We start from the raw sequence: 15,685 nt of genomic DNA, 5'->3' as shown, positions 1-15,685 counted from the left end.
ATAAATCTATGAAAAAGGCATTTCCAATAAAGATGAGCATCTTGATCATGGTCTTCATGGCTACCATTGCTTGTAACACGAGTAAAAAATCAGAGGTAGAAGCTGAAGCTGTGACAGAGGAAATCACATCACCAGTAGAAAAGTCTCCAGCTGCATACGAGGATGATAATGCCACTGTAAGTTTCAAAAACGGCCGCTGGATTAGCACAGAAGATGCTAATGCCGGTATCGAGATCAAAGATGATAAATGGATCATGTTTTATAAAGGAACAGATCAAAGTCCAGGAGATGTATACGACTATGCGGTAGAAAGAAAGCCTGCTAATGATTCAAACCCAGAGGCTGCAATGGTCACCTATTTGACGATCAGTAATTCAAATGAAACATTGGAATATGCTCTGTTAGAATACAATGAGAATTTACTTAGCTTAAGTTATTTGCCTCGTGGGAACACCTTGAATTACAAACCAGAATAACAGATTTAGCTTGCCTTATATCGATATCAAATCTGACGGAAAATCTATACAGATCTAAATACTGTCGAAAAGAACGATTCTTGAATAGAACTTAGGACAGCATTTTCATCAATGCAGATCAAGTATTGAGATTACAAAACAGTAACTAGACTTCCATTTTCTTTAATTCTTCATAGTTTCTCTTCAGCCTTCTAAGCAGAATGCCGTAGATCAGACTGTAAATCCCATAGATGATTGCGCAAAAAACGGCAAAGAATAATACCATGACCGTAATATAACCAGCCATAAAACGCACCTTGTGCTCCTGGAATTCTGTAGAGTTGATCAACTCAGAAAACTCTGGTGAATTGAATAGAAGCATTACTGCTCCAATAATCCCAAAAATCATGATGAAAATAAGGTTGTACCAGATGTACCATTTCATGGTGCGCCTGGTCTTCAAAATGTTCTTCATCAACTTGCGGGCTGGTTGATCTGCAGATATGTTTTTGTAATTGATCCAGAATCTGTAAATAAAGAATAGTACCACAACATAGCTAAAGATATAAGACCCATAATACAAGGGCTCGCCAAGGGCAGCGACATATCCCTGAACATTTTCTCCATCCATGTAGAAAATATTGATGAGCGTCAATAACACAAATTCACCTATACCTATATAAAAGATCCATTTTACGATACTGCTCGACTTTTTGGCGATCAGGCCAGTAAGCTGCTGCGCAGTATACGTAGGGTAATCGCTTTTTTGCGATTGCCATTTTGATTTTAGTATATCTAATTGATCCATACTTATGGATTTATAATGTTCGTTAATTTGGTCTTGATCCTGTTCATCTTCACTCGTGCGTTGACCTCAGTAATACCTAGCGTTTCCGCGATTTCTTTGTAATTTTTATCTTCTAGATACAGAAAGACTAGTGCCTTTTCAATATCGTTCAATTGTTTGACGGCGCCGTAAAGCAAGGTGAGTTGCTCCATGGTTTCATCATCCTCAGTGGTGTCTTCAATTTTGAATTCCACGGTGTCGTAGCGCTGTGTTTGCACACTGCGTTTTGATTTGCGGTATAGGGTGATGGCCGTGTTAAGGGCAACTCTATACATCCACGTCGAGAACTTGGAGTCGCCCCTAAATTTGGGATACGCCTTCCATAATTGTATGGTTACTTCTTGAAACAGGTCGTTGTGAGCATCTTGATTGTCCGTATAAAGCCTACAAATCTTATGGACAATATTCTGGTTCGTTTCTAACTGTTCAACAAATTCCTTTTCTAGTTGAGAACTCACTGGTTGGGTTTGGTTACAAGATTAGTATCTCAATACTTGATTGTGTTACAAGGTTAGTAAAAGATTGTTAAGCGCAAAGGGATATTGGGGTTCCTGGGTTAATTTTATAAAAAAACCAATCATGCAGATTCCTGCTAGTCAACATCCCAGAGTCGTTATTGTAGGCGGCGGTTTTGGAGGAGTTACGCTTTCGCGAAAGCTAACAGAGCACAAATTTCAAGTCGTACTTATAGACAGGCATAACTATCACACCTTCCAGCCACTTTTATATCAGGTAGCCACCAGTGGTTTGGAACCAGATTCCATTGCTTTTCCATTGCGTAGCATTGTTGATGAGACACACGACTACCTGTTCAGAATGGCGGAAGTAGAGAAAGTCAATCTTGAAAAAAACTCCATTACTACAAGCATAGGAGAGATCGATTATGATCATTTGATTCTCGCCACGGGAACCAAAACCAATTTCTTTGGGAACGATAAGATTGAGGAGAATGCACTGTCCATGAAGTCCGTTCCAGAGGCGCTGGATATAAGAAGTCTCATGCTTCAAAACCTTGAAAAGGCAACTATCACTGACGATGTGAACGAGCAAAAAAAGCTCATGCGTATCGTGATGTCTGGAGCTGGTCCTACTGGAGTAGAACTCTCTGGAGCCTTTGCGGAATTTAAAAACGGCATACTCAAAAACGACTATCCAGACATCAATCCAGACTTTATGGAAATCCACCTGCTGGATGGAGCTGATCGAGTCTTGCCACCATTTAGCAGAAAGGCCTCGTTAAAAGCGTATAAGTATTTGAAAGAATTAGGCGTTGAGGTCCATCTGGAAGAGATGGTCACCAACTATGAAGATGACATTGTAACCACTAAAAGTGGTATGCGACTGGAAACGTCAACCTTCATCTGGAGTGCTGGTGTGACCGGTGCACATCCCAGCGGCTTTGAAAAATCCATGATTACAGAAAAAGGGAACCGACTCAAAGTGGATCTTTTTAATAAAGTGGAAGGAACTGATAATGTATATGCAGTAGGTGACATTGCATTTATGAAAACTAAAGATTTTCCCGATGGTCACCCACAAGTGGCACAACCTGCCATACAGCAAGGAGACAACCTTGGAAAAAACCTAATTAGAATGGCTGAAGGTAAAGAGATGAAACCCTTTAGTTATTTTGATAAAGGTTCCATGGCTACTGTTGGTAGAAATCGTGCGGTGGCAGACATAGGTAAATTTACCTTAGGAGGTTTTCTCGCTTGGTTTGCCTGGTTGGGCGTTCACCTATACTTTTTAGTTGGAGTTCGCAATAGAATAGTGGTTTTCCTCAACTGGACCTACAATTACTTCAATTTTGATCGCGCCGCTCGATTAATTATTAGACCTTATAACAAGCGAAATCCGCAACCTAAATCGGTAAGTGAAATAGCCGAAGGAGAAGCGACAATCTAAATAGCCTTTGCTATCTTTGCAATCCATTTTAACAAGAAGAAAATAGACTTATGAGTACATATGACGTAGCAGTAATCGGTTCTGGACCAGGTGGATATGTGGCAGCAATACGCTGTGCACAATTAGGCATGAAAACCGCCATCATTGAAAAATATGACACACTAGGAGGAACTTGTTTGAATGTAGGTTGTATTCCGTCCAAAGCATTACTGGATTCTTCACACCATTATGAAGATGCTACCAAACATTTTGAAGAGCATGGTATTGAGATTCCAGGCGATATCAAGATCAACTTTGAAAAAATGATCGCACGCAAAGCAAGTGTCGTTTCTCAAACTTGCGATGGTGTTGCTTATTTGATGAAGAAAAATGAGATTGACGTCTTTACAGGAATGGGTTCTTTTGTGGACGCTACTCACATTAAAATTGAAGGCGAGAAAGAACAGACGATTGAGGCTAAAAAGATCATTGTGGCCACAGGGTCCAAGCCAGCAAATTTGCCTTTCATCACGCTGGATAAAGAAAGAGTCATTACTTCTACAGAAGCTTTGAAACTTAAAGAAATACCTAAACACATGATCATCATTGGTGGTGGTGTGATAGGGTTGGAATTGGGCCAAGTGTATAGAAGATTAGGAGCAGAGGTTACGGTCATAGAATATTTAGACCGCATTGCTGCCGCTATGGACAGCTCACTTTCTAAGGAATTGATGAAAGTGATGAAAAAGCAAGGTGTCAAATTCCACCTATCCCATGCGGTTAATAAAGTAGAGCGCAATGGTGATGAGGTGACCGTTACCGCCAAAAACAAAAAAGGAGAAGAAGTAGAATTCAAGGGTGATTATGTCCTTGTTTCCGTAGGGCGTCGTCCTTACACAGATAAGCTGAATGCTACCGCTGCCGGTATCAAGATCAACGAGCGTGGACAGGTAGAAGTGGATGAGCATATGAGGACTAACGTCGATAACATCTATGCCATAGGTGATGTGGTACGTGGTATCATGTTAGCTCACAAGGCCGAAGAAGAAGGTGTTTTTGTCGCCGAAACCATCGCAGGTCAAAAGCCTCACGTGAATTACAATTTAATTCCCAATGTAATTTATACTTGGCCAGAAGTCGCCAGTGTTGGTAAAACCGAGGAAGAACTAAAAGAAGCTGGAGTGGAGTACAAATCGGGTCAGTTTCCTATGAGAGCATTGGGCCGTTCCAGAGCGTCAGGAGATACTGATGGACTCGTCAAGATCCTGGCAGACAAAGCCACAGATGAAGTTCTAGGCGTTCATATGATAGGAGCACGCGTTGCAGACTTGATTGCCGAGGCTGTTACCGCCATGGAGTTTAGAGCAAGTTCTGAAGATATCGCTCGCATGTCCCATGCACACCCAACCTATGCCGAAGCCGTCAAGGAAGCTGCACTCGCGGCGACTGAGGATCGTGCCATTCACGTTTAAAAGCACATGTATAAATAGATAGACCAGCCGGCAATATTGCCGGCTGGTTTGTTTTTATTCGTTTTGTTAATTCTTTTACGGTTTGTTTAACAAAGGGTCTAAAACTGATATGCGTTTTTCGTACGTAGTTATTTCAACAACCTAATAAACCAATGAATTCTAGATTTTCACCTAAAAAGAATGCTCCTTCTGGGCTTCTTTTACTCTTCATTTTATTTTCAAATCTCATTTTTGCCCATCCCATTACCGGTACGGTTGTGGATACAGAGGATCGACCCTTAAAAGATGTTTATGTCCTACACGTCAAAACTGGAAAGCACACGCATACTAATGTTAAGGGCTATTTCATCTTAAATGATGTGGATGAAGGTGATGAATTGCGATTTTCAAAATTGGGGTATTCCGCTTTCGCGAAAGCGATAACAGATGAATCTGAAGTGCTTCAGATTATCCTTGAGGAGGCGCCCATAGATTTAGATGCTATTAGCTTAACCAATGATGTTGACGTGCTTAACACTATCACGAAAGCCGATCTTGAAGTGAATCCGGTGACATCATCTCAAGAAGTTTTGCGAGCCGTGCCAGGTCTTTTTATAGGACAACATGCTGGTGGCGGTAAGGCAGAGCAGTTGTTTCTAAGAGGTTTTGATATTGATCACGGTACAGACGTTGCCATAAGTGTCGACGGTATGCCAGTGAATATGGTGTCCCATGCGCATGGACAAGGCTATGCAGACTTGCACTTTGTCATCCCTGAAACCATTGAGAACATCTCTTATGGAAAAGGTAGCTATGATAAAGCGGTTGGGAATTTTGCTACGGCTGGACATGTGGATTTCCGTACGATGGATTATGTGCGTGAAAATGTAATCAGTTCAGAAATTGGTGATTTTAATTATCAGCGTTATGTGGGATTGGTTCAGGTGTTGGATAATAGCAATACCAGCGCTTATGTAGCTACAGAATATTTGACATTTGATGGGCCGTTTGATAGCCCACAAAATTTTGATCGCATCAACTTATTCGGGAAACTCAATTACATATCTGATAATGGTAATGAGTTGGGCGTAAGTATCTCGCATTTTGATAGTGAATGGGACGCGAGCGGACAGATCCCGCAACGTGCTGTGGATCGTGGTTTGATAGGAAGATTTGGCGCTATTGATGATACAGAAGGTGGCGAGACCTCACGCACCAGTGTCAACATCAATTATGACATGCAGGTGAGCGATAACGAAACCTTCAGCACTCATTTGTATTATTCTAAGTACGACTTCCTTTTGTTCTCCAACTTTACGTTCTTCCTAGAAGATCCTATTAATGGTGACCAAATCAGACAACGAGAATCTCGTGACCTGGCTGGGCTTGATGCGGCTTATACCTATACAACCCAGTTAGCCGATTATAAGCTAGATTTAACCGCAGGAATCAGGTTACGCAACGATCGTACAGAAGGTAGTGAGTTATCACGCACGTTGAATAGACGCACGACCTTAGAGAATATTCAGCTAGGTGATATTAACGAAACCAACACTTCTGGATTTGTAGGTGCTACCTGGTACGTGAATGATTTCTTGATTGATGCTGGATTGCGATTGGAACGATTCAAGTTCACGTATAAAGACGCGCTGACCACTTTATACGATACTCAAGCACAAACTGAAACAGCATTGTTGCCCAAGCTGAATTTCAACTACCGAGTGAATGAAGACGTTCAATTATACTTCAAAAATGGCGTTGGTTTTCATAGTAATGATACTCGTGTGGTGCTACAAGAAACAGCAGACGATATTTTACCTAAATCCTATGGATCTGATTTAGGAGCCATCTGGAAACCTACCAACAGAATTATTGTGAATGCTGCTTTATGGTATTTATTCCTGGAGCAAGAATTTGTCTATGTAGGTGATGCAGGTATCGTAGAGCCTAGCGGTGAGACAGAGCGTTATGGCTATGACCTAGGATTAAGGTATCAACTTACAGACCACCTTTTCTTTGACGGTAATTTAAACTATGCTCACGCTAGAGCTATTAACGAACCTGATGGCGAAGACTTGATCCCATTGGCTCCTAAGTTTACGTCTACCGGTGGTTTGAGTCTAAAGGATTGGAATGGTTTCAATGCTGGATTTAGATACCGTTATATTGGTGATCGTCCTGCAAATGAAGACAATAACATTGTTGCAGAAGGTTATTTTGTATCTGACTTGAATGTAAATTACGATATCAGTAACAACCTGAGGTTAGGCGTTGCGGTTCAAAACTTATTTGGTGTAGAGTGGAATGAAACCCAATTTGCTACAGAATCAAGACTTCAAAATGAAGCTGCACCCGTGGAAGAAATACACTTTACACCAGGAACACCATTCTTCATTAGAGGTTTGTTGCAGTATAGATTCTAAACCTCAGGAGATTAGTAATTAGAATCACAAGCGTGATCTGGAATGTACTACCGATTTTTGTCTAGAGTTCATGGTGTTGATGGAATCCCAATTACATTTGCATCGTGAACAATTCTAGAACTTCCTATAGCTTCTCTATCTCTGATCAGGCTACGTTCAAAAACCAGCTATTGCGCTTCTTTGAAAAGGAAGAATTCTTGGTTTTTTTGGATAGTAATGAGGCGGAATCGGCTACTTACAGTTGTTTGTGTGCTGTAGGAGCGATAGATCTATTGCGATGTGCCGCAGGAACCGCTTTTGAGCAATTACGCCATTTTCAAGAAGAGCATGAAGATTGGATGTTCGGTTATTTGGGGTACGATCTGAAAAATGAATTGGAACCACTTACCAGCCAGAATCCAGACGCCTTAGAATTTCCAGATTTGCAATTCTTTGTTCCTCAAATGGTGATGGAGATAGCGCTCGATCAGGTCACTTTCCATACGTATGAAGAGGATCAAATTGAAATCAGCAATCTGTTTGAATCAATACGCAATCAACCAGCTAGTGAACCTAAAGAATACCGTTCCCAAAATAAACTTCAAGCCACTGATTCCAAATCAGCTTACCTAGAAAAAGCGCAATCCTTTTTAAGTCATATACAGCGCGGAGACATCTATGAAGCCAATTTGTGTACACAATTTAGCGCCGCGGATGTAAAGCTGGATGCTATACAAGCTTATCAGGATTTGAATCAAAGCAGTAGACCACCGTTTGCAGCTTACGCAAGATTTCATGATCACTATATCATCAGCGCCAGTCCAGAGCGTTACTTAAAGAAATCTGCTGGTGAATTGCTTTCACAACCTATCAAGGGAACGGCCGCACGTTCCAGCGACCAAGCGACGGACGAGCAGCTTAAAAACGAATTGCTCAAGAATCAAAAAGAACGATCTGAAAACGTCATGATCGTTGACTTGGTCCGTAATGACTTGTCTCGAGTGGCCAAAAAGGGAAGTGTAGAAGTTTCAGAACTTTTTGGGTTGTATTCTTTCCCTCAGGTGCATCACATGATCAGTAGTATTACGGCACAGCTGGACGACCAGCATACAGGAGTTGATGCCATTAAGGCTACTTTTCCCATGGGCAGCATGACGGGCGCACCTAAGATCAGTGCCATGAAAATCATTGAAAAAACAGAATCCTTTAAACGTGGTGTCTACAGCGGTGCGGTAGGTTACTTCAAACCGTCTGGAGATTTTGATCTTAATGTGGTCATACGCACCCTACTTTACAATGCCCAGAAAAGGACAGTTTCCCTAAGTGTTGGTAGTGCCATCACCATAGCCGCAATTCCTGAATATGAATATCAGGAATGTCTTGTAAAAGCAGCTGCATTGATGGAGGTTCTCAAGTCCCAAGGCATAGCTTTTTCTTAGATTTGCAGCATGCAAGATGCTTTTGTTGAACATGTAAGATCTAACTTCCCGCAATTGATGCAAGGCTCGTATTTGCTGGCCATCAGTGGTGGTTTGGACAGTGTTGTTTTGGCACATTTACTCCACCAGGCAGGAATAAAAGCGCAATGGGCACATTGCAATTTCAATCTACGTGCTGCGGAAAGTGATGGTGATGAACAGTTCCTCAAAAAAATGGCAGGCGATCAAGCAATTGAACTGCACACTACCTCTTTTGAGACCAAAAAAATATCTGCAAATCGAGGTATTTCCACTCAAATGGCCGCCAGGGATTTGCGATATGAGTGGTTTGCGCAACTGCAACAAACCTATCATCTGGATGGTATCCTCACGGCACATCACCTGGACGATCAAATCGAAACGTTTCTAATCAATTTAAATCGCGGCGCTGGACTCGCTGGCCTGCAAGGAATTCCTGCGATCAACGAGTCTGTGATACGACCGTTGCTGCCTTTTACCAGACAGCAGATTTTGGAATACGCGCAGCAGCATGATTTGAAATGGCGTGAAGATTCCAGCAATGCCAGTAACGATTACCAGCGCAATCAGTTGCGTAATGAGGTATTGCCGCTTCTACACAGCGCGCTTCCAGATTTGAGAGCTCATTTCCTCAAAACCTTGTCCTATCTCAAAGATGTTGAAAGTATTGTGGACGATGCGGTAGCACGCTTTCGCGAAAGCGTAACAACTACCAACACCACTGCATTTGAAATACATCTGGATGAGGTAAAAAAGGTGGATGGATTTGCTAAGTATCTGTTCTATTTGCTACAGCCTTATGGTTTTATCAAGATGGATGAAGTCCTGCATTTGATGGACGCCGAAACCGGTAAACAACTGCAGAATGACGATTATATCTTGCTGAAAGATCGGGATTTATTGAGGTTAGAGTTGCGTAAGGATCCCGTAACAGCAACCTGGTATCTATTACCTGAAACTACATCAGTATCTATTGATCAGGCGCAGCTATCGGTAGAAACCCATCATGTGGATGATCCTATGGATTTTGTCAAGGCGCACATGGGTAAAAATGTATTGCTGGTAGATACGTCACGGCTGGAATATCCGTTAACTTTACGGGTATGGAGGCCAGGCGATAGGCTGGAACCTTATGGCATGAGTGGCTCGCAATTAGTGAGCGATATATTAATTAATGAGAAAGTTTCCCGATTGGATAAAGAACGATGTTTTGTTTTGGAATCGGGTGACAAGATTTTATGGATTGTTGGTTTGAGGTCCAGTAGGCATCATGCCATTACAAGATCGACTAAAGAAATTAAAAAGATTACATGGGTTATTTGAAAAATGTATGGTTGGTACTTCTAGTATTTGTTGGTTTTTTGTCCAGTGCTCAACTGTCAGATCCTGCCAGTTGGAGTGTTGAGGTCAACGATTTAGGAGAGAACACCTACGAATTGGTCTCAACGGCACAGCTAGATGCGGGCTGGCATATTTACTCTCAATTTTCGGTAGGTGCCGGTAATATTCCAACCGAGTTTCGGTTTTATGAAGCTGATAATAGATTCGAACTTTTGGGAGCCAATCAAGAAATTGGCACTTATAAAGAATATACAGAGGTTTTTGAAGCCGACGTCTACCAATTCAAGGACTTTGCCGTCTTTAAGCAGAAGGTAAAATTGCTAGACACCAGTGTAGATTATATCCTGGCTGAAGCTATTTATCAAGCATGTGACGATGAACGCTGCCTGCCGCCATCTCCAGAAATGTTGATTTTTAAAATCAATCCCGACGCAGTCGTTGGAGCAGAGGTTGCTTCCATCATTGACAATTATTACGATAACGACATCGAGCCACTGGTTGCACAGGCACCTGATTTATCTAATTTAAAAGAAGCCAAATCCAAAGAAGAGACCACTCCAACCGATGTACCGTTTAGTGATGATATTGAAAAGGATAATGAGAATGACCTGACGACCATTTTTGTTTTGTGTTTATTGGCTGGATTTGGAGCCTTATTGACACCATGTGTTTATCCTATGATTCCCATGACGGTTTCATTTTTCACAAAGCAAAATGAAAAGAATACTAAAGGTAAGTTTCAAGGCATCCTTTACGGATTTTTCATCCTATTGATCTATGTGCTGTGCAGTATGCCATTTCATCTATTTGAATCCATCTCTCCAGATGTGTTCAATGAGTTTAGTACCAATCCCTATTTGAACATCTTCTTCTTTATCATTTTTGTGGTCTTTGCGATTAGCTTTTTTGGTGCTTTTGAGATCACTATGCCTAATTCACTTATCAATAAAGTAGACAAGGCCTCTAGTGTAGGCGGTGTGATAGGCATCTTTTTTATGGCCTTGACGCTGGTACTGGTTTCCTTTTCATGTACAGGTCCCGTGATTGGTAGCGTGTTGGGAAGCGTGCTGTCGTCTGATGGTGGTGCGACCGCTTTAAGCGTTGGGCTAGCAGGTTTTGGGTTTGGACTGGGAATACCATTTGCGCTATTTGCCTTGTTTCCCAGTTGGTTGACCGCCTTGCCTAAATCTGGAGGATGGCTCAATACCGTAAAGGTTTTCTTGGGCTTTTTGGAGCTGGCATTTGCCTTCAAATTCTTATCCAATGCAGATTTGGTCTGGCAAGCAGGTTGGTTGCAACGAGAACTTTTTATAGCGATTTGGATTGCCATTTTTGGAGCCTTGGCGATTTATTTGTTCGGGAAGATACGCTTGCCTCATGACGATAAAGATCAGTCGATCTCTGTAGGTCGTTTGCTGTTGGGAATTTTATCGCTGTGTTTTACTTTGTATTTGATTCCTGGATTGTGGGGTGCGCCGCTCAAGTTGATTAGTGGTTTCCCACCACCAATGACCTATAGCGAGTCTCCTTATGGGTTCTCTAGCAATGCCAGTACTGCTCAAATAGAGATTCCGGACGGCGCGCATTTAGGTGTTCATGACATCATCACCTTTGACGATTATGAAGAAGGACTTGCCTATGCCAATGAGGTAGGCAAACCTGCTTTAATTGATTTTACGGGTTGGGCGTGCGTCAATTGCCGTAAGATGGAAGAACGCGTATGGGGCGAACCGGTGATCAAGGATCTACTCAAGAATGATTTTGTTCTGATATCCCTTTATGTGGACGAGCGAGCAGATCTTGAGAAAGAAGAACAATATGTTTCTGAAACCACTGGTAAAAAAATCAGGACTATAGGCAACAAGTGGAGTGACTTCCAGATCGAGCGGTACCAAGTGAATGCTCAACCCTTCTACGCGATTGTAGATCAAAATGGGAACGACCTGGTTGAGCCCGTCGGGTACACTCCAGATGTAGAGGAATATAAAATCTGGCTGGAATCTGGCCTTAACAAATAATCAATTATGAGAAAGACGGTATTTCTGGCGATCATTCTAATCTTAGGTTCTTGTAAGAATGATACTGATAGTCACGCTTTCGCGAAAGCGGAACAACTTAAAATCTCCCAAGAGTTCAATAACTGGCTGGAAGCACAATTCCAAAAAGACCTTGCAAGAGATCCTGAAATGCAAACCCAGATGGGTATCAAAACGGACTATGGCAAGTGGACCGATATCTCAAGTGCCAGAGATCTAGAGGATAAAGAGCTGGCAGAATCCCGACTCAAATACTTGACCAAGGAAGTGGAAGAACAGGCACTGGAAGGTCAAGACCTTTTAAGTTATCGACTGTATAAGCGCGAGCAGGAACAAAAAATAGCAGATTATGACTATCGCTTATACAGCTATCCTGTCAACCAGATGCACGGTATGCAGTCTGAAGTACCGGCATTTTTGATCAACATGCATCAAATAGCCAGCGAGTCTGATGCACTGGCATACATTGAGCGTTTTAAAGGTATCCAGCCGCTGTTTGAGGAGTTGACCAACAACCTGTCGTTAAGAGAAACAAACGGCATCCTGTTACCTCGATTTGTATTTGAAAAAGTACTTAAGGATTCCCGTAATGTGATCACTGGTGCACCGTTTAGCGATTTTGGCGATAAGAGTACGCTTGCAGCAGACTTTGAAGATAAAATAGACAAGCTTGATCTAGACACTAAACGAAAAGAGGAATTAAAAACTATGGCAGATGAGGCCTTGCTGCAGCACGTGATGCCGGCTTACGAAAACTTGATCACGTTTCTTACAGATCAACAGCAGCGAGCCACTGGAGAAGATGGAGCTTGGAAATTTCCTAAAGGAGCAGAGTTTTATCAACACGCTTTAGATAGAACCACCACCACAAATATGACGGCTGACGAGATCCATGAATTGGGTCTCAAAGAAGTAGAGCGCATTCACAATGAGATGCGTGAGATCATGAAACAAGTCAAATTTGAAGGAACCCTTCAAGATTTCTTCAAATTCATGCGTGATGATGACCAATTCTATTATTCGGATACTGATGCCGGCAAGAAAAGGTACTTGGGTGAGGCTACCGCTAAGATTAATGCCATGAAGGCAAAACTTCCAGAATTATTCCACACGCTTCCTGAAGCTGACATCATCGTAAAGGCTGTGGAACCTTTTCGTGAGTCTAGCGCTGGCAAAGCATTTTATCAGCAACCTGCTACTGACGGCAGTAGGCCTGGAACTTACTATGCTAATTTATATGATATGAAAGCTATGCCTACCTATCAGATGGATGCATTAGCTTATCATGAAGGTATTCCTGGACACCATATGCAAATTGCCATCGCACAAGAACTGGACAGTATTCCTGAATTTAGAAAGCATTCCTTTTACACGGCCTATGTAGAAGGTTGGGGACTTTACTCAGAGCTGATCCCGAAAGAAATAGGCTTTTACAAAGACCCATACAGTGATTTTGGAAGACTCGCTATGGAATTATGGCGTGCCTGCCGCCTTGTGGTGGATACCGGTATTCATTCCAAAAAGTGGAGTAGAGAAGAAGGTATTGAATATTATATGGCAAATACACCTAATGCCGAAAGTGATGCCATTAAAATGGTAGAGCGCCATATCGTGATGCCATCTCAAGCAACTGCTTACAAAGTAGGAATGAACAAGATCCTGCAGTTGCGAGCCAAAGCTCAAAATGCACTAGGTGAAGATTTTGATATTAAAGATTTCCACGATGTGGTACTCACTAATGGCTCCTTGCCGTTAAATATATTAGAGGAATTGGTTGATGAATATATTGAGAGGACTAAATAATCCTATTTAAACACCTTGATAAAAAATCCTTCCTAGGATTGTTTCAGGTAAAGGAAGCTTAGTTCCCGTTTAAGTCATGATTACCTTTAAGTCGTCGCTTTTTAGGTATTCTGATCCATGCCTTTACCTGAATTGGCTCTAGCTGTATTTTATCAATTCTTGGCTGTAATTTAGGAGAGATAACTATCGACTCTGCATTCACTTTTACGAGTTGGGATTAAGCAATCGATAAAACTTAAAAGAGCAGAATCTATAAAGCTATAGCTGTCCATCTCTCAACAAACAAATAGGTACGTTTCCATACCTGTTCTATTACTTTTATATACTTGATCCATACTCTTTAGTCGAGTATTAGTCGAATAACAGTCGAATAGCAGTCGAGTAATAGTCGAGTCACCCATACACTCCTCATACACTATCCCCTAAGTATCTCCCTAGTATCTCCTAAGTATCCTCCTAATATTTTAATACCAAATATTAGTATTTACAGATACCTGCAATTCATGCGAATCACTTTTGTGTTTGATTTGAAGTGATCTATGACTTCAAAAGAACGCTGGTTTATGAAGCTTTAAATGCGGGAATTGAGATCAAGATAAATCCAGAAAGTTGAATCGTGATGAGGCGTTTATTCTGATGAGGCTGTTGATTCCATTACATTTAAAACATAAAAAAGGGCTACCAATCGGTAGCCCTTTTTATATATAACTAAATTAGAATTAGTTGTTCACTTGGAACTTTACTCTTCTTACTAATTGTCTTGCAGGAGAACTAGACTTCTCAACAGAAGCATCTTCACCGTTACCTTCGTAGGATAATCTACCCGCATCAACTCCAGTTGCTACTAAGATATCATTTACCATCTTCGCTCTACGCTCAGATAAGTCTTGATTGTATTCATCAGATCCTAGTTCGTCAGCATAACCTGTCAAAGTTGCAGAAGCACCTGGGTTATCCTTCATATAAGTTGCCAGGAAGTTGATAGAAGATAAAGAATATTGAGTTGGCTTAGTGCTGTTGAACTCAAAGTATACGTTTACGTAACCATCGTTGATCAATTTCTCAATCATTCCGTCAGCGTTACCATCAGCACCATTCGTAGCACCTTTCATTGCATATCTTGCATCAAGAGCAGATTCCATATCATCTGGAATACCATTCTTATTAAGATCTAGAGCACGACCTTTGGTATCTACACGTACACCACTTTCAGTAGTGTTATCACGGTCTAAATAATTTGGCACACCATCTTGATCATCGTCAGCATTGTTCGTTTCAAGAATAGCCACTCTACCTTCTAGGTCGTCTAATCTTGAGTCTACACTGTTATCGTACCAGTCTGCATGCACTTCGTTACCACCTAGGTAAAAAGAAGCCCCTACTGAGGCGTTTACCAAGAATCCGTCAAATCCTTTAAGAACTTGTGGTTGTGTTCCATCAAATGTTCTGTCTTGTCTCACATGGCCAAAAATCGAAAGATCACCAAAAAGAGCAATTCTATCAGACAAACGCAGCTGAGGAGTAATTCCTACGGTAAAATTCAACATTTGATCCATATCTTCAATATCCAACGGCTCTTGATATTTTAAACCAGTAACACCCATACCTCCATGAGCTAATAAGCCAAATCTATTTGTCCATTCTTTAAAGCCTAGAAAATTTCCAGCATTCACCACACCTTCTAGAGAAACTCTATAAACCTGTGTTTCAAAAGGCCTACTTTCGTCATCACCTTCTATACGACCATAGCCACCTTCAAGGCTGAAACCAAATTTATCGTTGATCATGTAACGTACGCCCAGATCAGCTTGGCCAAAAGTAGGAGTGTTGGTAAAGTAACCTCCTGCAAACGGACGTACTGGTTTATGAACTCCTACGCCAAAGTCAATCGACCATTGATTATAAGGTATCACTTCACGATCTGCAGTGCGATCATCGTCCATCATAGTGTCTTGAGCCATAACGGCTGCTCCACTCAATAATAATACTGAAAATAATAATTTCTTCAT

General features: G+C 41.5%; 11 protein-coding genes. 8 read left to right on the top strand and 3 right to left on the bottom strand.

All coding sequences use genetic code 11. The features are described 5' to 3' along the window. The first annotated feature begins 8 nt into the window (after positions 1-8). On the top strand, positions 9-476 hold the full coding sequence (locus AAU57_RS12650) for a hypothetical protein (RefSeq protein ID WP_055413256.1): 468 nt from the start codon (positions 9-11) through the stop codon (positions 474-476). A gap of 145 nt (positions 477-621) precedes the next feature. Here the strand turns inward: AAU57_RS12650 and AAU57_RS12645 are convergent, their stop codons facing one another. Together AAU57_RS12645 and AAU57_RS12640 are read right to left on the bottom strand one after the other, a co-directional pair. Further along, positions 622-1,263, bottom strand: coding sequence for a hypothetical protein (locus tag AAU57_RS12645; RefSeq protein ID WP_055413255.1), 642 nt, complete (start codon positions 1,261-1,263; stop codon positions 622-624). Between the two features lie 2 nt (positions 1,264-1,265). Then, the gene (locus AAU57_RS12640; RefSeq protein WP_055413254.1) at positions 1,266-1,760 is read right to left on the bottom strand and encodes an RNA polymerase sigma factor; all 495 of its coding nucleotides are present in this window, start codon (positions 1,758-1,760) and stop codon (positions 1,266-1,268) included. A 121-nt stretch (positions 1,761-1,881) separates the two neighbouring features. On the opposite strand from AAU57_RS12640, the gene AAU57_RS12635 reads away from it, so the two are divergent. The 7 genes from AAU57_RS12635 (at position 1,882) to AAU57_RS12605 (ending at position 13,676) form a co-directional block, all read left to right on the top strand. After that, complete coding sequence (locus AAU57_RS12635) at positions 1,882-3,207, top strand: NAD(P)/FAD-dependent oxidoreductase (RefSeq protein WP_055413253.1); 1,326 nt, start codon at positions 1,882-1,884, stop codon at positions 3,205-3,207. A 50-nt stretch (positions 3,208-3,257) separates the two neighbouring features. Beyond that, positions 3,258-4,658 (top strand): dihydrolipoyl dehydrogenase, encoded by a 1,401-nt coding sequence (gene lpdA / locus AAU57_RS12630; protein WP_055413252.1) that lies wholly within the window; start codon positions 3,258-3,260, stop codon positions 4,656-4,658. A 152-nt stretch (positions 4,659-4,810) separates the two neighbouring features. Beyond that, the gene (locus AAU57_RS12625) at positions 4,811-7,060 is read left to right on the top strand and encodes a TonB-dependent receptor (RefSeq protein WP_055413251.1); all 2,250 of its coding nucleotides are present in this window, start codon (positions 4,811-4,813) and stop codon (positions 7,058-7,060) included. 104 nt (positions 7,061-7,164) lie between these two features. Then, on the top strand, positions 7,165-8,478 hold the full coding sequence (locus AAU57_RS12620; RefSeq protein ID WP_055413250.1) for an anthranilate synthase component I family protein: 1,314 nt from the start codon (positions 7,165-7,167) through the stop codon (positions 8,476-8,478). A gap of 9 nt (positions 8,479-8,487) precedes the next feature. Further along, a complete protein-coding gene (tilS, locus tag AAU57_RS12615; protein ID WP_055413249.1) occupies positions 8,488-9,819 on the top strand; it encodes a tRNA lysidine(34) synthetase TilS in 1,332 nt (443 codons plus the stop codon). Further along, positions 9,807-11,855 (top strand): protein-disulfide reductase DsbD family protein, encoded by a 2,049-nt coding sequence (locus AAU57_RS12610; RefSeq protein ID WP_156340160.1) that lies wholly within the window; start codon positions 9,807-9,809, stop codon positions 11,853-11,855. Before tilS ends, AAU57_RS12610 begins: the two co-directional genes overlap by 13 nt. Positions 11,856-11,861: 6 nt before the next feature. Beyond that, on the top strand, positions 11,862-13,676 hold the full coding sequence (locus AAU57_RS12605) for a DUF885 domain-containing protein (RefSeq protein WP_055413248.1): 1,815 nt from the start codon (positions 11,862-11,864) through the stop codon (positions 13,674-13,676). A 719-nt stretch (positions 13,677-14,395) separates the two neighbouring features. Here AAU57_RS12605 and AAU57_RS12600 read toward each other — a convergent pair. Further along, positions 14,396-15,685, bottom strand: coding sequence for an OmpA family protein (locus AAU57_RS12600; RefSeq protein ID WP_055413247.1), 1,290 nt, complete (start codon positions 15,683-15,685; stop codon positions 14,396-14,398).

This window comes from Nonlabens sp. YIK11, from assembly GCF_001413925.1.
In the GTDB taxonomy this organism is placed as follows: Bacteria; Bacteroidota; Bacteroidia; order Flavobacteriales; family Flavobacteriaceae; genus Nonlabens.
The sequence above is the reverse complement of the archived record's forward strand: the minus strand, read 5'-3'. Positions and strand labels throughout refer to the sequence as shown.

Bases quoted from the DNA above. Each gene is read 5' to 3' on its own strand.
- AAU57_RS12650 (WP_055413256.1), top strand. From the start codon at position 9: ATGAAAAAGGCATTTCCAATAAAGATGAGCATCTTGATCATGGTCTTC.
- AAU57_RS12645 (WP_055413255.1), bottom strand. From the start codon at position 1,263: ATGGATCAATTAGATATACTAAAATCAAAATGGCAATCGCAAAAAAGC.
- AAU57_RS12635 (WP_055413253.1), top strand. From the start codon at position 1,882: ATGCAGATTCCTGCTAGTCAACATCCCAGAGTCGTTATTGTAGGCGGC.
- lpdA (WP_055413252.1), top strand. From the start codon at position 3,258: ATGAGTACATATGACGTAGCAGTAATCGGTTCTGGACCAGGTGGATAT.
- AAU57_RS12625 (WP_055413251.1), top strand. From the start codon at position 4,811: ATGAATTCTAGATTTTCACCTAAAAAGAATGCTCCTTCTGGGCTTCTT.
- tilS (WP_055413249.1), top strand. From the start codon at position 8,488: ATGCAAGATGCTTTTGTTGAACATGTAAGATCTAACTTCCCGCAATTG.
- AAU57_RS12610 (WP_156340160.1), top strand. From the start codon at position 9,807: ATGGGTTATTTGAAAAATGTATGGTTGGTACTTCTAGTATTTGTTGGT.
- AAU57_RS12605 (WP_055413248.1), top strand. From the start codon at position 11,862: ATGAGAAAGACGGTATTTCTGGCGATCATTCTAATCTTAGGTTCTTGT.
- AAU57_RS12600 (WP_055413247.1), bottom strand. From the start codon at position 15,685: ATGAAGAAATTATTATTTTCAGTATTATTATTGAGTGGAGCAGCCGTT.